The 18,228-nt window shown below is 71.8% G+C and carries 16 protein-coding genes and 1 tRNA gene; 9 read left to right on the plus strand and 8 right to left on the minus strand.

What is annotated here, in order from left to right; all coding sequences use genetic code 11:
* Positions 1 to 36 precede the first annotated feature (36 nt).
* The 4 genes from ACCP09_RS08085 to ACCP09_RS08100 are packed head-to-tail and all read right to left on the minus strand — an operon-like array spanning position 37 to position 1,491.
* Positions 37 to 309: a YciI family protein gene (locus tag ACCP09_RS08085; protein WP_020419982.1), complete on the minus strand. Its 273-nt coding sequence runs from the start codon at positions 307 to 309 to the stop codon at positions 37 to 39.
* Positions 306 to 788 carry an SRPBCC domain-containing protein gene (locus ACCP09_RS08090; RefSeq protein WP_433744555.1) on the minus strand — a complete coding sequence of 161 codons (483 nt, stop codon included), beginning with the start codon at positions 786 to 788 and terminating at the stop codon, positions 306 to 308. The genes ACCP09_RS08085 and ACCP09_RS08090 overlap by 4 nt, the downstream gene beginning before the upstream one ends.
* On the minus strand, positions 785 to 1,135 hold the full coding sequence (locus tag ACCP09_RS08095; RefSeq protein WP_027935147.1) for an ArsR/SmtB family transcription factor: 351 nt from the start codon (positions 1,133 to 1,135) through the stop codon (positions 785 to 787). Before ACCP09_RS08095 ends, ACCP09_RS08090 begins: the two co-directional genes overlap by 4 nt.
* Positions 1,136 to 1,143: 8 nt before the next feature.
* Positions 1,144 to 1,491: a VOC family protein gene (locus tag ACCP09_RS08100; RefSeq protein WP_020419979.1), complete on the minus strand. Its 348-nt coding sequence runs from the start codon at positions 1,489 to 1,491 to the stop codon at positions 1,144 to 1,146.
* Between the two features lie 102 nt (positions 1,492 to 1,593).
* On the opposite strand from ACCP09_RS08100, the gene ACCP09_RS08105 reads away from it, so the two are divergent.
* The 6 genes from ACCP09_RS08105 to ACCP09_RS08130 all read left to right on the plus strand — a co-directional run bounded on the left by ACCP09_RS08105 (position 1,594) and on the right by ACCP09_RS08130 (position 10,547).
* The gene (locus ACCP09_RS08105) at positions 1,594 to 3,678 is read left to right on the plus strand and encodes a prolyl oligopeptidase family serine peptidase (protein ID WP_433744560.1); all 2,085 of its coding nucleotides are present in this window, start codon (positions 1,594 to 1,596) and stop codon (positions 3,676 to 3,678) included.
* Positions 3,675 to 4,625: an LLM class F420-dependent oxidoreductase gene (locus ACCP09_RS08110; RefSeq protein ID WP_433744563.1), complete on the plus strand. Its 951-nt coding sequence runs from the start codon at positions 3,675 to 3,677 to the stop codon at positions 4,623 to 4,625. Before ACCP09_RS08105 ends, ACCP09_RS08110 begins: the two co-directional genes overlap by 4 nt.
* A gap of 147 nt (positions 4,626 to 4,772) precedes the next feature.
* Positions 4,773 to 6,191, plus strand: coding sequence for a pyridoxal phosphate-dependent decarboxylase family protein (locus tag ACCP09_RS08115; RefSeq protein WP_433744566.1), 1,419 nt, complete (start codon positions 4,773 to 4,775; stop codon positions 6,189 to 6,191).
* On the plus strand, positions 6,188 to 7,468 hold the full coding sequence (locus ACCP09_RS08120) for a lysine N(6)-hydroxylase/L-ornithine N(5)-oxygenase family protein (RefSeq protein WP_433744569.1): 1,281 nt from the start codon (positions 6,188 to 6,190) through the stop codon (positions 7,466 to 7,468). Before ACCP09_RS08115 ends, ACCP09_RS08120 begins: the two co-directional genes overlap by 4 nt.
* Positions 7,469 to 7,521: 53 nt before the next feature.
* On the plus strand, positions 7,522 to 9,225 hold the full coding sequence (locus tag ACCP09_RS08125) for an IucA/IucC family protein (protein ID WP_433744591.1): 1,704 nt from the start codon (positions 7,522 to 7,524) through the stop codon (positions 9,223 to 9,225).
* The gene (locus tag ACCP09_RS08130) at positions 9,219 to 10,547 is read left to right on the plus strand and encodes a glutamine synthetase (protein ID WP_433744572.1); all 1,329 of its coding nucleotides are present in this window, start codon (positions 9,219 to 9,221) and stop codon (positions 10,545 to 10,547) included. Before ACCP09_RS08125 ends, ACCP09_RS08130 begins: the two co-directional genes overlap by 7 nt.
* Here ACCP09_RS08130 and ACCP09_RS08135 read toward each other — a convergent pair.
* Positions 10,507 to 11,742 (minus strand): glycosyltransferase family 87 protein, encoded by a 1,236-nt coding sequence (locus ACCP09_RS08135; protein ID WP_433744575.1) that lies wholly within the window; start codon positions 11,740 to 11,742, stop codon positions 10,507 to 10,509. The two genes, ACCP09_RS08130 and ACCP09_RS08135, sit on opposite strands and share 41 nt — an antisense overlap.
* Positions 11,743 to 12,063: 321 nt before the next feature.
* Positions 12,064 to 13,029 carry a GlxA family transcriptional regulator gene (locus ACCP09_RS08140; RefSeq protein WP_027935156.1) on the minus strand — a complete coding sequence of 322 codons (966 nt, stop codon included), beginning with the start codon at positions 13,027 to 13,029 and terminating at the stop codon, positions 12,064 to 12,066.
* Positions 13,030 to 13,119: 90 nt separating this feature from the next.
* On the opposite strand from ACCP09_RS08140, the gene ACCP09_RS08145 reads away from it, so the two are divergent.
* The gene (locus ACCP09_RS08145) at positions 13,120 to 13,812 is read left to right on the plus strand and encodes a DJ-1/PfpI family protein (RefSeq protein WP_027935157.1); all 693 of its coding nucleotides are present in this window, start codon (positions 13,120 to 13,122) and stop codon (positions 13,810 to 13,812) included.
* 265 nt (positions 13,813 to 14,077) lie between these two features.
* Positions 14,078 to 14,151 (plus strand) — tRNA-Pro (locus ACCP09_RS08150).
* A 453-nt stretch (positions 14,152 to 14,604) separates the two neighbouring features.
* Here the strand turns inward: ACCP09_RS08150 and ACCP09_RS08155 are convergent.
* Together ACCP09_RS08155 and ACCP09_RS08160 are read right to left on the minus strand one after the other, a co-directional pair.
* Positions 14,605 to 15,786, minus strand: a complete 1,182-nt coding sequence (locus ACCP09_RS08155) for an AraC family transcriptional regulator (RefSeq protein ID WP_433744580.1) — start codon at positions 15,784 to 15,786, stop codon at positions 14,605 to 14,607.
* A 2-nt stretch (positions 15,787 to 15,788) separates the two neighbouring features.
* Entirely contained in the window at positions 15,789 to 17,132 is a 1,344-nt protein-coding gene (locus tag ACCP09_RS08160) for an aldehyde dehydrogenase family protein (protein ID WP_433744582.1), read from the minus strand.
* A gap of 460 nt (positions 17,133 to 17,592) precedes the next feature.
* Between ACCP09_RS08160 and ACCP09_RS08165 the strand changes: the two genes are divergently transcribed.
* Positions 17,593 to 18,228, plus strand: a 636-nt coding sequence (locus tag ACCP09_RS08165; RefSeq protein ID WP_433744585.1) for a thiamine pyrophosphate-binding protein, incomplete at its 3' end; no start/stop codon positions are given.

Consider the following 18,228-nt stretch of genomic DNA (forward strand, 5'->3'; position numbering starts at 1 on the left):
GCAGTTCCCGGCGATTCCGGCGGTTCGTTGCACGGCTCAGGGCGCCAGTACCTCGTTCCACTCCCGGACGTACCAGTTCTTCACCACGCCGTTGCGCACGAACGGGTCGCCCGCCACGAACTCCTCCGCGGCCTCGCGCGTGCGGAACACGCTGAGCGACCCGTTCACCTGCGGGTTCTCCAGAGTGCCGACGAGCAGCAGGTCGCCGCGGGCGTGGAACTCGCGGATCCGCGCCGAGTGGGCGTCCATGTGCGGGGCGCCGCGCTCCAGGACGTTGTCCGCCGGCTCGTAGAACACCAGGTACTTCATGCCGCACGCTCCGCCGCCTCGGTGAGCCGGCCCAGGAGCCGCGCCCAGCCCTCGGTGAACGCGCCGCCGGCGTAACCGCCGCCGAGCGCGCAGGACGCCCGCACCTGCTCGTCGCTGAGCGCCTCCCAGCCGCGGTGCTCCACCGCGACCCGGGTCAGCGCGGGGCCCAGCGCCCGGAAGGTCAGCTCGACCTCGGTGGGCGCCGGGGTGACCAGCCAGGTCATGGTGAACCGCTCCGGCGGGTCCCTCGCGAGCACCTCGCCCCAGTCGTGCTCGGTGCCGTCGTCCCACGTCTCGTAGACGCGGCCGCCCGTGCGGCGCTCGAAGGTCACGTCCCGCACCCGGTCCCCGCCGCGGGAGAACGGCTCGACCGGCCACCAGACGCCGATCGTGCGGACGAACGTGTCGAAGGTGTGCGCGGCGTCGCTGCGCACGAGGGTCGCCTGCCGCACCGGCGGCCGGCTCAGGATGTCGGTCATGCCGATCCTCTCGCCGTGTCGTCTTCGCCGATCCCCCGCTCAGCTTCGACCAGCCGCCGGGCCGTGTCGAGGGACGAGGCCCACATGTCGTCGAGGAACTGCCGCAGCCCGGCGAGGCCGTCCGGGCGGGCGCGGTAGAGCCGTCGGGTGCCGTCGCGCCGCTCGTCGAGCAGTCCCGCGTTCTTCAGGACGGTGAGGTGCTGGCTGACCGCCGTGCGGCTCACGTCGAAGGACTCCGCGATCTCGCCTGCGGCCAGCTCGTCGTTGGCGACCAGCCGGAGGATCGCGCGCCGCCTTGGCTCCGCGAGCGCCCGCAGCGCCTCGTCCGTCCGCTCGTCGTCCGTCATGCCCGCTCCTACGCCCAGAGTCCGACCTGGTTGCCGTCCGGGTCGGCGAAGATGGCGAACCGCCCGAAGTCGCCGGGGAGGTCGGTGGGCGGCACCAGCCGCTTCCCGCCCAGCCGCTCCGCCCGGTCCAGGTACGCGTCGAGGTCGTCGACCCGCATGTAGATCTTGACGCCGGTGTCGCCGGGGCCCGTCGAAGGCCCGATCCCGCCGCCGATGCCTCCGCCCGTGTCGACGAGCGCGTAGCCGCCCATCGCCGGGTCGGCGTCGACCTGCCAGTCGAACAGCTCCGCGTAGAACTTCCGGGCCCGTTCGGCGTTCGCGCTGATCACTTCGAAGAACGCGACCTGCTGTCCCATGACCGATCCTTTCTGTCAGTGTTCGCTAACGTTAGCGAACACTGACAGAAGGAGTCAACCACCGCTCGCCAAGACCGGGCGTCGTTTGACAGAGTGCGAGGCGTGACCGACGAGCTCTCCTTCCTCCGCCAGCAGGCCCGCACCCAGCGCTTCACCCTCGGCACCCCGCGCGAGTTCCGCGTCGCGCCCGACGGGTCGCGCCTGCTGTTCCTGCGTTCGGAGTCCGGCACCGACCGGCGCAACAGCCTCTGGGAACTCGACCTCACCCGGGGCGCCGAGACCAAGGTCGTGGACGCCGCCGAGCTGCTGCCCGGTGAGGAGGAGCTGCCGCCGGAGGAGCGGGCCCGCCGCGAGCGCATGCGGGAGAGCGCGGGCGGCGTGGTGGGCTACGCCGTCGACGACGAGTTCCGCCTGGCCGCCTTCTCCTTGTCCGGCAAGCTCTACACGGTCGACCTGGGCAGCCGCGAGGTGACCGAACTGGTCGACACCTCGGTCGTGGACCCCCGCCCGAACCCCACCGGCACCCACATCGCCTACGTCCGCGACCGCAAGCTGCGCGTCATCGACCTCGCCACGCGCGAGGACACGGTGCTGGCCGGCGAGGACGGCGACGACATCGCCTGGGGGCTGGCCGAGTTCATCGCCGCCGAGGAGCTGGGCCGCGCCCGCGGCTACTGGTGGTCGCCCGACGGGCAGACCCTGCTGGTCGAACGCACCGACCGGGCGGATGTGCCCCGCTGGACCATCTCCGACCCGGCCCACCCCGAGGGCGGCGCGAACACCGTCGCGTACCCGGCGGCGGGCACCACGAACGTCGACGTCTCGCTGGCGTTCTTCGGTCTCGACGGCACCCGCGTGGACGTCGAGCGCGGCGACTGGGAGTACCTCGTCGCCGTGCACTGGTCGGCAGGCGGCCCGCCGCTGCTTGCCGTGCAGCCCCGCGACCAGCGCGAACTCGCGTTCTACGCGGTCGACCCCGCCGACGGCTCCACCAAGCTGCTGCACACCGAGACCGATCCGCACTGGGTCGAGATCGTCCCCGGCGTGCCCGGCTGGACCACCGACGGGCGGCTCGTGCACGTCAGCGCCGCGGACGGCAGCTACCGGCTGGTGGTCGACGGCGAGCCGGTCACCGGGCCGGGCCTGCAGGTCCGCTCGGTGCTGCACGTCGGGGCCGAGGTCCTGTTCAGCGCGAGCGAGGACGACCCGACGCAGATCCACGTCTACCGCACCGGCCCGGACGGCGTGACCCGGCTGTCCGACGCCGACGGCGTGCACGTGGGCGCGGGCACCGCGGAGATCACCGTGCTGTCGTCATGGAGCCTGCGCCGCAGCGGCCCCGAAGTGAGCGTGCTGCGCAACGGCCGCCCGCTCGCCGAGGTCCGGTCCTACCCGGTCGACCCGGGACTCGAGCCCGACCCGGAATGGCTCACCGTCGGCGAGCGCGGCCTGCGCGCCGCGCTGCTGCTGCCCACCGGCTACCGGCCCGGGGACGGCAAGCTGCCCGTCCTGCTCGACCCCTACGGCGGCCCGCACGCGCAGCGCGTCCTGCAGAGCCGCAACGCGTTCCTCACCTCGCAGTGGCTGGCCGACCAGGGCTTCGCGGTCCTGGTCGCGGACGGCCGCGGCACCCCCGGCCGGGGGCCGGCGTGGGAGAAGGAGATCGTGCGCGAGCTGGCCGAGGTGACGCTCACCGACCAGGTGGACGCCCTGCACGCGGTCGCCGCCGACCATCCGGAGCTCGACCTGTCCCGGGTCGCGATCCGCGGCTGGTCCTACGGCGGGTACCTGTCCGCGCTGGCCGTGCTGCGCCGCCCGGACGTCTTCCACGCGGCGGTCGCGGGCGCGCCGGTCACCGACTGGTCCCTCTACGACACCCACTACACCGAGCGCTACCTCGGCGTGCCGGACGAGGAGCCGGACTCCTACGAGCGCAACTCGCTGATCGCCAGTGCGCCGGAGCTGCGGCGCGCGTTGCTGATCGTGCACGGCCTCGCCGACGACAACGTGTTCGTCGCGCACGCGCTGCGGCTGTCCTCGGCGCTGCTGGCCGCCTGCCGCCCGCACGTGTTCCTGCCGCTGGTCGGCGCGACCCACATGACGCCGCAGGCCGAAGAGGTCGCGGAGAACCTGATGAGGGTCCAGGTGGACTGGATCAAACGAGAGCTGGAGGCTGCTGCGCGATGAAGCGCTGGGGAATCACGATTCCGCTGACCGGGGTGCCGCTGACCGCGCACCGTGAGCTGATCGAGCGCCTGCCCGCGCTCGGCTACACCGACGCGTGGTCGGCCGAAACCGCGGGGACGGACGCGTTCTCGCCGCTGCTGCTGGCTTCGCAGTGGGCGCCGGAGCTGCGGCTGGGCACCGCGATCGTGCCGGTCTACACCCGCGGGCCCGGGCTGCTCGCGATGTCCGCGGCGACCCTGGCCGAGGCCGCGCCCGGCCGGTTCGTGCTCGGCATCGGCGCGTCCTCGCCGGTGATCGTGCAGAACTGGAACGCCGCCGAGTTCGCGAAACCGTTCGCCCGCACCAGGGACACGCTGCGGTTCCTGCGCGCCGCGCTGGCGGGGGAGAAGGTCACCGTGGAGTACGAGACCTTCTCGGTCAGCAAGTTCCGGCTCGAGCGCGCGCCGGAGCCGGCGCCGCCGATCATGCTCGCCGCGCTCCGGCCCGGCATGCTGAAGCTGGCCGCCAAGGAGGCCGACGGCGCGATCACGAACTGGCTCTCGCCTGCCGACGTCCGCCAGGTGCGCGCCGAGATCGGGCCGGACACCGAGCTGGCGGCGCGGATCTTCGTCTGCCCGACCACCGACCGCGAGGCCGCGCGCGGCCTCGGCCGGATGCTGATCAGCAGCTACCTCACCGTGCCGGTGTACGCGGCGTTCCACGACTGGCTCGGCCGTGGCGAGGCGCTCGCGCCGATGCACGAGGCGTGGCGCGCGGGCGACCGGAAACGGGCGAACGAGGTGATTCCGGACGAGGTGGTCGACGACCTGGTCGTGCACGGCAGTCCCGAGGAGTGCCGGGAGAAGGTGCAGTCCTATGTGGACAACGGGCTGACCACGCCCGTGATCGCGCTGCTGCCCACCGGTGAGGACCCGGTGCGGCAGGTGGAGGCGCTCGCGCCCCGGTGATCCGGCACACGCCGCCGTGACCCCTTTGGCGGCATGACTAACGCTCCCCGGGCGGGCACTTTGGGAGGAACGTGCCCGCCGGGGGTGTGCCTGCGGCGCACGGTGTCCGTATCGTGGCTTAGCGTAGGCATACCTAAGGAGCGGTGAGTGGGCGAATCGACATCGGAGTGCGCCGGGCTGGCCGGTGGCCGCGCGGGACACCGGCGGCTGGCCGAGCTGATCCCGCTGGTCCTCGACGCGATGGGCGCGGGGGCCGTGGAACGCGGCGGACCGGGCCCGGCGGGCGGGCCTGCCGCCGTCGCGGCCGGGGTGGCGGCCGTGACGGGCGCGGAACCCCTGGCCGGGGCCACCGGTGTCGGAGCCGAGCAAGCGCTTTCCGAAATGTCCCGGCTGCTGGCCGCGGGCTCGGTCGACCCCGCCGACCCGGCGTGCGCGGCGCACCTGCACTGCCCGCCGCTCGCCGTCGCCGTGGCCGCCGACGTCGTGGCGAGCGCGCTCAACCCGTCGATGGACTCGTGGGACCAGGCGCCGGTGGCGAGCGAGATCGAACGCGAGCTGGTCACCCTGATCGCCCGGCTCTGCTACCCGGACGCCCCCGCGCCGGACGCCGTCGTCACCACCGGCGGCACCGAGTCGAACCTGCTCGGGCTGCTGCTCGCGCGCGAGCCGGAGCCGGCCGTCCGCCCGGTGTGCGGGCGCAACGCCCACCACAGCGTGGCCCGTGCCGCGTGGCTGCTCGGCCTGCCCGCGCCGGTCCTGGTGGACTGCGACGGCGAACGCATGCGGCCCGCCGCGCTGGCGGAGACCCTGCGCGAACTCGGCTCGCCCGCGGTCGTGGTCGCCACCGCGGGCACCACCGACACCGGCGAAATCGACCCGCTGCGCGAGCTCGCGGCGGTCTGCCGCCGGCACGCCGCGCGCTTGCACGTCGACGCCTCCTACGGCGGTCTCGCCCTGTGCAGCGCGAAGCTGAAGCCCCTGCTCGACGGACTCGACGAAGCGGACTCCGTCGCGCTGGACGCCCACAAGTTCGGCTGGCAGCCCATTTCCGCGGGCCTGCTCGCGGTGCGCGACGCCGCGGACCTCTCGGCGTTGTCCGTGCGCGCCGAGTACCTCAACGCGGACGACGACACCGAGGCCGGGCTGCCGGACCTGCTCGGCCGCTCCATCCGCACGTCCCGCCGCCCCGACGCGTTCCGGATGGCCGTCACCCTGCGGGCGCTCGGCATCGACGGCATGGGCGCGCTCGTCGAGCACTGCTGCGCCACCGCGGCCGAAGTCGCGGCCATGATCGAGCGGCACCCGGGCCTGCGGTTGTGGGGCGCGCCGACGTTGTCCACCGTGCTGTTCAAACCGGTGGACGCCGACGACGAAACGGTCGCGCGGGTGCGCCGCACGTTGCTGGAGGCAGGCACCGCGATCGTCGGCAGGGCAACGATGTCCGACGGCGTGTGGCTCAAGCTGACCCTGCTGCACCCGCACGCGAGCGCCGAGGACTACCGGCCGCTGCTGGAGTCGGTGGTCGCGGCCGCCGCGGCGCAGTCCGCCGAGGTGGTCCTGCGGTGACTCCGGTCGATCTGGCCGGGGTCGGAATCGGCCCGTTCAACCTGTCGCTGGCCGCGCTCGCCGAGCCGGTCGACGACCTGACCGTCGCGGTGTACGACCGCTGCCCGGAGTTCCGCTGGCACCCCGGCCTGTTGCTCGACGGCGTGACCCTGCAGGTGCCGTTCCTGGCCGACCTGGTGTCGCTGGCCGACCCGACCAGCGCGCTGTCCTTCCTGAACTACCTCCGCGCGAAGGACCGGCTGTTCCCGTTCTACTTCGCCGAACGCTTCCACATCCCGCGCGCGGAGTACGACGACTACTGCCGCTGGGTGTCGCAGCGGCTGGACAGCTGCCGGTTCGGCACGGACATCACCGGGATCGAGTGGCGCGACGGGTTGTTCCGGCTGCGCTCGGCCGCCGGGGAGATCAGCGCGCGCAACGTCGTGCTCGGCATCGGCACCGAACCCCGGGTCCCGGAGCCGTTGCGCGCTCTCGCGGACGATCCGGACGCGCCGGTGATCCACTCCGCGGAGTACCTGTCCGAGCGGGAACGGCTGCTGGCGCTGCCCGCGGTGACCGTCGTCGGCTCGGGCCAGTCCGGCGCGGAGGTGTTCCTGGACCTGCTGCGGCACCGCAAGCAACCGGACGGGCTGCGGTGGGTGACGCGGACGGTGTCGTTCGCGCCGATGGAGTACTCCAAGCTCGGGCTGGAGCAGTTCACGCCCGACTACACGCGCTTCTTCCACCGCCTGCCGGAGGCCGAGCGCGACCGGCTGCTGCCCGCGCAATGGCAGCTGTACAAGGGAATCGACGCCGACACCATCGCCGACATCCACGACGAGCTCTACCGCCGCTCGGTGGGCGGCGGCTGGCCCGGCGTCACGCTGACGCCCGGCGTGGAGGTGGTGTCCGCGCGGCGCGACGGCGAGCGGATCGCGCTGGGCCTGCGGCACCGGCAGGAAGGCAGCACCGCGACCTGGGTGACCGACGCGATCGTCGCCGCCACCGGCTACCGGGAGCGGCCGCTGGACGGGCTGCTCGGGCCGCTGGCGGACGCGGTCGCCCGCGACGGCAGCGGCCGCCCGGTCGTCGAGCGCGACTACCGGCTGCGGCTCGCGCCGGAGATCGGCGGCGCGATCTTCGTGCAGAACGCGGAACGGCACACGCACGGGGTCGGCGCGCCGGACCTCGGGCTGGCGGCGTGGCGGGCCGCCTCGATCGTCAACGCGGTCTGCGGCCGCACCGTCTACCGGTTGCCGTCGCGCACGGCGTTCACGCGGTTCGGGTTGGAGGAGTGAGCGTGGAAACTGCCCAGGCGTGGCGCGCGGCCGGCACGCTGGTCGTGCACAAGATGCTCGGCGAACTGTCCTACGAGGGCCTGTTCCGCCCCGAGCCGGCCGACGACATGGAGCGCAGGCTGTGGCGGCTGAAGCTGCCCGAGGTGACCTACGAGTTCCGGGCCCGGCGCGGCGCGTTCGAGTCGTGGACGGTGGAGCCCGGGTCCGCGTTGCGGGACGGCGAACCGGCGACCGATCCCCGGGTGCTGGTGGTGGACGCGCGCAAGGAGCTGGGCCTGTCCGGGTTGCGGCTGGCGGACGTGCTGGCCGAGCTGACCGCCACGGTGACCAACGAGGCCGCCCGCCTGCGCCGCGCGCCCAGCGCCGCGGAACTGTCCACGATGGACTACAACCTCGCCGACGGGCACCTGACCGGGCATCCGCGGCTGGTGCTCAACAAGGGCCGGGTCGGGTTCTCCGCGGACGACCGCGCCCGGTACGCGCCGGAGGCCGGGGCCGACGTGCGCCTGCGGTGGTTCGCCGTGCACCGGGACCACGCGCGGTTCCGCTGCGTCGAGGAGCTTTCGGCCGAGCGGTTGTTCGCGGGGGAGCTGGACGACGACCAGCGCGCCGAGTTCACCCGCATCGCCGACCCCGCGGAGTACGTGTGGGTGCCCGTGCACCCGTGGCAGGCGGACGAGGTCCTCGGCACGCTCTACGCCGGTGAACTCGCCACCGGGGTCGTGGTCGAACTGGGCGAGTCCCGCGACGCCTACCGTCCACATCAGACGGTCCGGACGCTGGCGAACGTGTCCCGGCCGGACCGGCACGATGTCAAGACCGCGGTCTCGGTGCGCAACACCCTGGTCTACCGTGGCCTCGCGTCCGGCGCGACGCTCGCCGGGCCGGCCGTGACGAGCTGGCTCAAGCGGGTCGGCGCGGCGGATCCGCTGCTCACCGAGAAGTACCGGTTCGAACTGCTCGGCGAGGTCGCGAGCGTGTCGGTCGAGCACCCGCTGTTCGGCGCCATCGACGAGCTGCCGTACCGGTTCCACGAAACGCTCGGCGCGCTGTGGCGCGAACCGCTGCTGTCGCGGCTGGCCGAGGGGGAGCAGGCGATCTCGTTCGCCGCGCTGCCCTACCGCGACCCGGACGGCGCGTCGGTCGTCACGGGGCTGATCGAGCGCTCCGGCTGGGGCGCGGAACGCTGGCTCGGCACGGTGTTCGACCTGCTGCTCACCCCGCTGCTGCAGTGGCTGCTGCGCTACGGCGTCGGGTTCTGCCCGCACGGCCAGAACCTGATCCTGATCGTCGACGAGCACGGGCGGCCGCTGCGCGTGGCGATCAAGGACTTCGCGCAGGGCGTCGACCTGCTCGACGAGGACCTGGACTGCTACCGGCTGCTCGCGCCGGAGGCCGCCGACGAGATGCTGCGCTGGCCGGCGCACCTGCTCGCGCAGTCGCTGTTCAGCTCGGTGTTCTCGGGGCAGCTGCGGTTCTGGGCCGAGATCCTGCTCGACGACCTGGCCTTCCCGCGGGCGCGGTTCTGGGAGCTGGTGCGCGACGTCGTCGGCCGCTACCGCGCGGAAAACCCGGACGTGGCCGAGCGGTTCGACCGGTGCCTGCTGTTCGCGCCGGACGTCGAGCGCGTCACGCTGAACCGGGAACACCTGGCCGGGCAGGGTTTCGACAAGGTCGACCGCGACGACGAGTTCGACGTGCGGTGGGGCCGCGTGCCGAACCCGTTGCACGCCCCGGACCCGGCGGGGGCGTGGTGAGAGCGCCGCGCCCGGTCGGGCCACGCACGCTCGCCGAGCGGGAGACGGCCGCGCGGGGCATGCGCGCGGCGCTGGACCGGGGCGACGTGCCGCGGGTGCTGCTGCTGGTGCCCGACCCGCACGCCCGGTTCGCCGCGGTCGAGCTGTCCGGGCGGTTCGTGACCGAGGAGGTGCTCAGCGGCGGTTACGGCATCTGCACGTACGTCTTCGCCTGGGACGTCGAGCGCGAGGCGCTGCCACTCGGCGCGGACAGCCCGCTGGCCCGCTACGTCGACGGCTACGGCGACCTGCGGATGCGGCCCGATCTGGCGACGATCACCGCGTTGCCGGACGGGGTGTGCGGCATCGTGTGCGACGTCGAGTGGCCGGACGGCGAACCGGCGCGGGCGGCTCCGCGCCGGGTCCTGACCGAGCAGCTGACGGCGCTGGAATCGCTCGGGTACGTGCCGTCGGCGGGGCTCGAACACGAGGTCGTGTTCAGCGACGCCGACGGGCCGCTGAGCGCGCACGGCGTGGACTACGCGATCGGCGGGACCGAGCGGATGCGGCCGCTGTTGCGCGATCTGCGCGTGGCGCTGGAGCGGTCCGGCCTGGGTGTCGAGTCCGCGCGCGCGGAGTGCCATCCGGGTCAGTACGAGATCGTGCTGCGGCACCGGGACGTGCTCGCGGCGTGTGACGACGCCTTGTTGCAGCAGTTGATCGTGCGGTCGGTGGCCGCGGAGCACGGGGTGTCCGCGGCCTACCTGGCGGCGCCGGAGCCCGGGCAGGGGTGTTCGTGCCACGTGCACCTGTCGCTGTCTTCCCTCGCGGGGGAGCCGGCGTCGGGGCACGGGACCGCGTTGTCGCCGGTGATGGCGTCCTTCCTCGCCGGGGTGCTGCGGGACGCGGCGGCGCTCGCGCCGGTGTGGGCGCCGACCTGGAACAGCTACGTGCGGCTGCGGACTGCGCCGTTCTCCCCGCGGGAGCTGCGGTGGGGTGTCGACGACCGGACGGCGTCGGTGCGGGTGGCCGGGCGGGACGCGTCGCTGCGGCTGGAGTTCCGGTTCGCCGGCGCCGACGCGCAACCGCACCTGGTGGTCGCGGCCCTGCTGGCGGCGGGCCGGGCGGGCGTCGAGGAGGCACTGCCGCTGCCGCCGGCGGGGGAGGTGCTGGGCGCGCTGCCGGGGGTGCCGTGGGAGGCGCTGTCCGGGCTGGACCGGGTCGCGAAGCTGCTGGGTGACGAGGTCGCGGCTCAGCAGGAGGCGTTGCTGCGGGCCGAACTGGCGGCCGGCTGCTCCGCGGTCACCGACTGGCAGCGCCGGCGGGGCGCCTTGCGGGCATGACCGGCATCGGCAGCTCGCGGGCCTTCTGGCGGGGGATCGCGAAGGCCAGCAGCAGGGCGACGCCGACCAGGACGTAGGTGGCGGCGGACAGCTGCTCGGGGAACGTCCAGTCGCGGTGCACGACCGGGAAGTCGGTCTCCGGCAGGTTGTGGAACGGCGCCCAGACGAAGAACACCGCGGTCAGCGCGCCCCAGGCGAACCAGGCCACGGCGAGCCAGGAGCGTTCCAGCGTGCGGCGCACGGTGACACCGAGCACCACCACCAGCGCCGGGACCACCCACACGTAGTAGTGCGACCACGAGGTGGGGGAGACGAGCAGGGCCAGGCCGGCGTTGGCCATCAGCGCGAGTGCGGGCTCGGCGCGGCGCATCGCGTTCGCGACCAGCGCCAGCAGGCCGAGCACCAGCACGATCCACACGGCCTTCTCGGCCGCGCCGGTCAGCCCGGTGCGCACGATGACCGCTTCGATGGCTTGGTTGGTGGCGAACGCGGTGCCGCTGACGCCGCCGCCGCTCAGGCCGCCCTGGAACCAGTAGTGGATGGAGCCGCCGAAGTCCGCGACGAACCCGATCACGGTGGCGATGCCGAACGTGATGGCCGAGGTGACGGCCGACCGGTAGTCGCGGCGGATCAGGAAGAACAACACGAACGCGGCCGGGGTGAGCTTGAGGGCCGCCGCCAGCCCGATGCCGAACCCGCGCGGCCAGACGGTGCGCCCGGCCAGGCAGTCGATCGTGACCAGGGCCATCATGATGATGCTGACCTGCCCGAAGCCGAACGTCTGGCTCACCGGCTCGAGGAAGACGGTCAGCGGAAGCACGACCGACGCGACGGCGACGCCCCCGTCCCGCCCGAGCTGCGGCCGGACCGCGCGGGCGACCAGGTAGACGGTGACGAACATGCTGAGGCCGTTGAGGATGTACAGGGTCACCACGGAGGCGTCCCACGGCAGCATCGCCAGCGGCGACAGCAGCAGCGCGGCGAACGGCGGGTAGACGAACGGCAGCTCCGCGCCGTTGGCGACCTCCGGCAGGGTGCCGTACATGTCGCGGCCGTCCCACCAGGCCTGCACGCCGTAGCGGTAGACCTCGAGGTCGATCTGGGGGCGGGTGGGCAGGTAGTGCATCATGCCCTGCACCGCGAAGAAGAGCCAGACCGCACAGGGCACCGGGACCAGCCACAGGTATTTGCGCATCAGGCCCTACTGTAGAGATTCGGTAACGCCCGCTCGCGGCGTGGTGCCCGGTCCCGGTCCGCGGTGATCGTCAGGGCAGCAGGATGATCTTGCCGAACTTGCCCGGCCGGGCGAGGCGGGTGTCGGCGCCGTCGAACTGGCCGAGCGGAAAGGTCGCCTCGATGGGCACCCGCAAGCGCCCCTCGGTGCGGTGCCTGCTGCAGATCAGCGGCGTTGAGGCCGGCGGCCCGCACCCGGACCACCACGCTCCCCGGCCCCGCGACCGGTCCAGCGCAGGATGTCCGCAAGCGCACGACAGAACGTCCGGGCGCGCGCCGCAGCTCAGGCGATGCCGGCCCGCCGGTGCACCCGGCGGTAGGCCGACGGCGGCGTCCCGCACAGCTCCACGAACGCCTGCCGCAGCGTCTCGGCCGAGCTGAACCCGCACCGCCGCGCGACGGCGGTCAGCGGCAGGTCCGTGGTGGCCAGCAGCTGGGACGCGGCCTCGGTTCGCGCCCGTCTGACGAACCGGCCCGGCGGCGTTCCGAGGTGCTCCTGGAACAGCCTCGTCAGCTGCCGCTCGCTCAGCCCCGCCCGCTCCGCCAGCGTCCGGGTCGACAAATCGCCGTCCGGGTGTGCGGTGATGTGGGCCGCCAGGTCGGCCACCAGGCGGTGCTCGGGCGGCGGCGCGGCGAGGAACATGCTCACCTGCGCCTGGTTGCCCGGCCGCTGCAGGTAGGTGACCAGCCCGCGCGCCACCTCACGCGCCAGGCTCGGCCCGTGGTCGGCCTCGACGAACGACAGCGTCAGGTCCAGGCCGCTTGTCACGCCCGCGGCGGTGTGCACGTTGCCGTCCTGGACGAACAGCGGCGTCGGGTCGATGGTGACGTCGGGGTACCGCCGGGCGAGCATGCCGGCCCACATCCAGTGCGTCGTCGCGCGCCGTCCGTTGAGCAGCCCCGCCGCGGCAAGCACGGAGGTCCCCGTGCAGACCGACGCGACCCGCCTGGCGGTCGCGGCGACGCGCCGCACGTGGGTGGTCAGCTTGACGTCCGCGGCCGCTTTCGCGTGCCCCGTGCCGCCCGCGACGATCAGGGTGTCGACCGGACCGCGGAGCCGGTCGAGCCGGTCCTGGGCGGCGAGCGTCAGGGTGTTCTGGCAACGGATCGGGCGGCCGTCGAGGCTGGCCAGGGTGACGTCGTAGGCCGGGGTGGCGCCGTAACGGTTGGCGGCGTCGAGGACGTCCGCCGGGCATGCGATGTCCAGCAGGGCGGATTCCTCGTACCCGACGATCACCATCCGGCGCATGGCGCAAGGGTAGCCGTCTGTCCGACGACGATCCCAGGTTTTCGGACATCCGGCGTTGGTCGGGTTAGCGCACGCGCCAGGCTGCGACGCATGAAGACGATCGCGTTCCTGCTGTACCCCGGGCTCACGCCCCTCGACCTGATCGGCCCGCTCCAGGTCCTGTCGTCGTTGCGGCAGGCCGACCCGTCGTTCGAGACGGCGGTGGTGGCCGAGACGCTGGAGCCGGTGCCCACGGACGCCGTTGTGTCGCTCGGCGCGGACCGCACCTTCGAAGAGGTGCCGGCGCCGTACGCACTGGTGGTGCCGGGTGGGCAGGCCGGCACGCTCCGGGCGTTGACGAACGAGCGGTTGCTGGAGTACGTCCGCTCGGCGAGTGCGCAGGCGACCGTGACGGCGTCGGTCTGCACGGGCGCGCTGATCCTGGGCGCGGCCGGCCTGTTGAAGGGCAGGGAAGCCACCACGCACTGGTCGTTCCTGGAGGCGCTGCGCGAGTTCGGCGCGACGCCCGTGAAGCGCCGGTGGGTCGACGAGGGCGAGGTGCTGACCGCGGCGGGCGTCTCCGCGGGGATCGACATGGCACTGCACCTGGCGGCGCGCTTCAGCAATGTGGACGTCGCGAAGATGCTGCAGTTCGGAGTCGAGTACGACCCCGAGCCGCCCTTCGGACCGCTCGACTGGGCGGCCGCGCCGAGGGAGCTGTTCACCGGCCTGGCGGCGACCTGGGTGCAGGAGGCGCTGGCCGAGGCGCCGGAGCTCCAGAAGAGGCTGGCCGCGCGGGTGTGAGGCTGTCGGGCACGGTGCCCGTTGGCCAGTGCGGGTTCGTCCACGACGGGGAGCGGCCCTTCGCGCCGGTGGGGGAGGCTGAGCGCGCGTGGCCCGTCCACGGTTGGGGCGCGTGGGCCGGTCCTGGCCGAGGGGACGTGGGACCGTTCTGGGGGTCGGTCCCACGGATCCCCGCAGGCCAGCGGCTTGAGGGCACCCCGCTACCGGGCTGTGTGCGGTCCGTAATAAGCTATCCCCCGTCGCCGCCCCTCGGGGAGACGACGGCCGGGCTGTGGCGCAGTTTGGTAGCGCACTTGACTGGGGGTCAAGGGGTCGCAGGTTCAAATCCTGTCAGCCCGACGGTCTGCATGAGCCCGCTGGCTCTGGGTGGAAGCCCAGGTCAGCGGGCTTTTTCGTGTTTCCTTCACGTTCGCTCAGCCGCGTCGATTTCAAGATCAACAGGGGTGTGCTTGCTGCGACTGCGGCGCTGCGACACCGTCACTGAGCCGGCTCAATGGCGCTCCGCTCCTGGCCTGCGCTCCGACATTGGGAGCGTCAAGGGCCGCGCGCTGAACTCGCGGCGGCCCACGTCGCTGGGGCGATCGATTAGAGGCGCGGAGGCAATCCGCTCGCGCTCCTACCGCCAGGTCGAGATTGCGCATGTCTGGTGGCCCAGAGGACATCAAGGGTTGTCTTGGGCTGACTGGCCTCGCCGGCCTAGACGAAGCGCCGCCGCGTTTCGCAGTAGAAGCCCTCGCCCGGTCCGTTCCCAAGTCGCCGAGCGTCCGCGGAGAGCGGACCATGGGGGCGCCGCTACAAAGTCTGCCGCCCAAGCTCGCCGGGGCCGAGAAGGCCACGGTGCTTCCGTACGGGCCGAGCCGTGTGACATGCGCGCGACCGCACGTGGCGGAGGCCGCGACCGATCATGCCCTCGCGCTGCGCGCTTCGGGCGGAGGCGAGGGTCACTCGGCATCTGTTTAGATCTGCCCATTCGTGCTTTTCCGTGGTCGGAGGGTTGCGGAGGGCGGTTTCCCCGAAGCGCTTCCGGTATGCGGTGGCGAATCGGCTCATGTGGGTGAAGCCCCACCGGGTCGCGATCGGCATCACCTTGGCGCCTGCCAAGTCACGAGCGGCGACGAGGTCATCGTGGACGCGGTCGAGCCGGACCATGCGCAGGTACTGCATGGGGGAGAGGTTGAGTTCCTGCCGGAAGCTCTCCTGAAGCGAGCGGACGCTTACCCCAGCGGCTCGGGCCAGGCTTGCTGCGCTGATGTGCTTCTCCGGATGGCTTCTGATGAACTCGACGGCTTGCCGGACCGCGCGGGCTCCGATGGTCCTGGCCGGGGTGTTCAGCTCCTCGGTGTAGTTGTGGGGTTGTGCCTGCAGGAGTCCGTTCAGGAGCAGGTATTCCAGGTTGCTCGCCGCCAGCGATTGCTGGGCGATGACGCCGCCGCGTTCGATGTCATTGACCAGGACATTGAGGATCTCCGACCACGTCCGCAACGGACCGGAGCGGAGGTCCATCTCCGTGGCGAATTCGAGCGGTCTGCGTAGCTCCTGGTAGCCCAGCGCGGCTGAGAGCGCCGCTTCCAGCGAGGAGCGCTCGATCTTGAGTGTGATGGTTGTGCAGTGCGGCTGCCAGTCCACCCGGACCGGGCGCGTCGGGGAGGTCACAGCGGACACGGTGGGGTCAGCCAGCACATGCTGGTTGCCGTGCAGTACTTGGCAGCGGCCGTAGTACGGAAGCTGCACGCCGAAGAACCCGAGTGCATCGGCCGAGGTGCGCACTCCGCTGCCAAAGCGGATGCAGGTCACGGTGATCCCTCGGATTGGCACTACGTTGAGCAGAGCGGAGAACCGGGACCTGGGGGTGCGGACGCGAAGCTCGTGGTCGCAGAACACTTCGCTAAGGCGCCGGTGAGCGAGGTCGATGTCGTGTGTGTCGATGATTTGGAAGTCGGTGAGGCGGGGCTCCGGTGGGGCAAGGTGCGCCACGTCTAGAACCCCCCGTGTCTGACATCGTCGCGGACTCGTTCGGCTGGGCCGGTGGACTGCGTCGACTCTGCGAAAGCCGGAGCGCAGTCCCAGGTCGCGCCATCTGGTGTTCGTAACGGGGTCACGCCGTACTGTCGGATGTAGAGGTCGGTATAGGTGACGGGGCCTCGTGGGCCGGGTACGCGGTCAAGGTTGATGCCGGTCTCCGGCGTCGCCAGCAGCTTGAAGCCGTCCAGCAGACGTGTTGAGGCGTTCCAGAACACGCCCGCCCCCGTGTAGGCGCTGAAGAACTTCTGTGCTGCAGCCTCGTTCTCCGTCACGATGGCTGCGGCGAGACCGGACGTCTGCTCGTTGGCGATCTCGGCGGCGTGTTCCGGGCCGTCGGCTGGCGCTACCGTCACGGTCGCCTCACGCCCCGGGTCCAGCGCCCATTCGTGGCCAAGTGCATGGGCATGCGGTGGCAGCGAAGCGCGGATGCCTGCACCTGCCAATGTTGCCTCCAGCGCAGGCCACAACGCGTCCTGGATGGCTGGATGGATCAGGAGCAGGTTGAGCCGGTTACACACTCCCAGCCGGTCCAGGCTTTCGGCGATCAGCGCCTGAGCCCTCTGCGCATCCGCGTCCACGTCGATGTACAGGACCGCGCCACCGTCGGCGTGGGCGAGGGTGCGCACGCCATGCATCGCGGCCTCGGTCGCCAACGCTCGCGTGCTGGCGCCGCTTCCGCGCAGAATCACCAGCGGCACCACGGCGGGCAGTCGCACGAGCGCCGTGGCCGCTTCCTGCTCGGCCCGGGGCACCAGCTGTACGACGGCAGGGTCGATGTCGACGTCGGCCAGCGCGGGCGCGATCACGAGCTGGTGGAGCCGCTGGGCAGTGCGCAGGGCCGCCGAGCCTGTCCGCAGCACGCCGGCATTGCGAGACTTGACCAGCTGGGATGCGACATCAACAGTGACGGTGGGGCGGGCCTCATAGTTGGCTCCGATCACTCCCACCGGACGCCGGAACTCCACGACCTCACCACCGTTCCGCAGCGTGGCCACGGGGATCACGCGCACAGGATGCGGAGCCTGGGCAAGCAGCGTGAGCTGGTGCGCCATTCCCGATAACCTGTCCTCGGTCAGACTCAACCGGTCGATTAAACCCGGGCTCATCCCTCGTTGACGCGCGGCGTTGAGGTCTGTGCGGTTCGCGTCGAGCAGGCTCGCGGTCTCCCGTATGAGCAGGCGCGCCATCCCCTCAATTGCGCTGTCGATCTGATCGCTGCCAGCCCCGCTCAGGGACGCCTGCGCCCGCCAAGCAGCGCGCGCGCACTCTTCGACAGCCGCGGTCACCTCGTTGGTCACGGCAGCCCCCACGCCGCCAGTGCCTTCCCCCACTGCACTTCCTCCAGAACCAGTCGGTGTTCCTTCATTGGCGGCACGATTATTCAACGTCCAGCTGTGTTTGTCAGGGGGCCGCGTTCTTGGCCGCCTGACAACGATCGGGAATCGGCTAGGAACGGCTCGCTGGCCGGATAGAACTTCATCTCCCTTCGGGCCTAGCGTGGAGTGTTGCGGATCGTCCGCCACGCACAACAGGTGACGAAAGACCAGGTCGTCGCACGGTTTTCGGGTAACACGACGATGGGGGAAGGCTGCGTTCATGACGCGGGATTTACAGTCTGCAGAGTCTAAGGAGAGCACGGAAGAACTCCTGGTTAACCGAGAGGTAAGTGAAACTGAGGTAAATCAATTCGGAGTTGACACGGATAGCGCAAAGACGCATACCGGTGACACGGAGCCGGACGAATGCACCGGAGCACACTTGGTCGTGCAGTCGTTGGAACGGCTCGGCGTGGAGATCGTGTTCGGGATCCCGGGTGGGGCCATCTTGCCCGCCTACGACGCCCTGCAGAACTCCTCGCTTCGGCACGTCCTGGTCCGCCACGAGCAGGGCGCGGGGCACGCGGCCACTGGGTACGCGCAGGCCACCGGCAAGGTCGGCGTGTGCATGGCGACCTCGGGCCCCGGCGCAACCAACCTGGTCACCCCGCTGGCCGACGCGAACATGGACTCCGTCCCGCTCGTGGCGATCACCGGCCAGGTTCCCCGCGACCTCATCGGAACTGACGCCTTTCAGGAGGCTGATATCTGCCGGGTGGTCGACCCCATCACCAAGCACACCTTCGCGGTGGCAACCGCCGCCGAGATCCCCACCGTGCTCGCAACCGCGGTGCACCTGGCCTCGACCGGCCGTCCCGGTCCGGTTCTGGTCGACATCCCGAAGGACGTGCTGCAGGAGACCACCCAGTTCCTGTGGCCCGACCGCCTTACCATTCCGCGGCCGCGGAGTATGGCACGCCGCACGCCAGGCCTGCAGGTCCGTGAGGCCGCGCGGCTCATCGCGCAGGCGCGCCGCCCGGTCCTCTACGTCGGCGGTGGCGTGATCAAGGCGCAGGCC

It is taken from the genome of Amycolatopsis sp. 3B14, from assembly GCF_050958625.1.
In the GTDB taxonomy this organism is placed as follows: domain Bacteria; phylum Actinomycetota; class Actinomycetes; order Mycobacteriales; family Pseudonocardiaceae; genus Amycolatopsis_E; species Amycolatopsis_E thermoflava.

Bases quoted from the DNA above. Each gene is read 5' to 3' on its own strand.
- ACCP09_RS08085 (WP_020419982.1), bottom strand. From the start codon at position 309: ATGAAGTACCTGGTGTTCTACGAGCCGGCGGACAACGTCCTGGAGCGC.
- ACCP09_RS08090 (WP_433744555.1), bottom strand. From the start codon at position 788: ATGACCGACATCCTGAGCCGGCCGCCGGTGCGGCAGGCGACCCTCGTG.
- ACCP09_RS08095 (WP_027935147.1), bottom strand. From the start codon at position 1,135: ATGACGGACGACGAGCGGACGGACGAGGCGCTGCGGGCGCTCGCGGAG.
- ACCP09_RS08100 (WP_020419979.1), bottom strand. From the start codon at position 1,491: ATGGGACAGCAGGTCGCGTTCTTCGAAGTGATCAGCGCGAACGCCGAA.
- ACCP09_RS08110 (WP_433744563.1), top strand. From the start codon at position 3,675: ATGAAGCGCTGGGGAATCACGATTCCGCTGACCGGGGTGCCGCTGACC.
- ACCP09_RS08125 (WP_433744591.1), top strand. From the start codon at position 7,522: ATGCTCGGCGAACTGTCCTACGAGGGCCTGTTCCGCCCCGAGCCGGCC.
- ACCP09_RS08135 (WP_433744575.1), bottom strand. From the start codon at position 11,742: ATGCGCAAATACCTGTGGCTGGTCCCGGTGCCCTGTGCGGTCTGGCTC.
- ACCP09_RS08140 (WP_027935156.1), bottom strand. From the start codon at position 13,029: ATGCGCCGGATGGTGATCGTCGGGTACGAGGAATCCGCCCTGCTGGAC.
- ACCP09_RS08145 (WP_027935157.1), top strand. From the start codon at position 13,120: ATGAAGACGATCGCGTTCCTGCTGTACCCCGGGCTCACGCCCCTCGAC.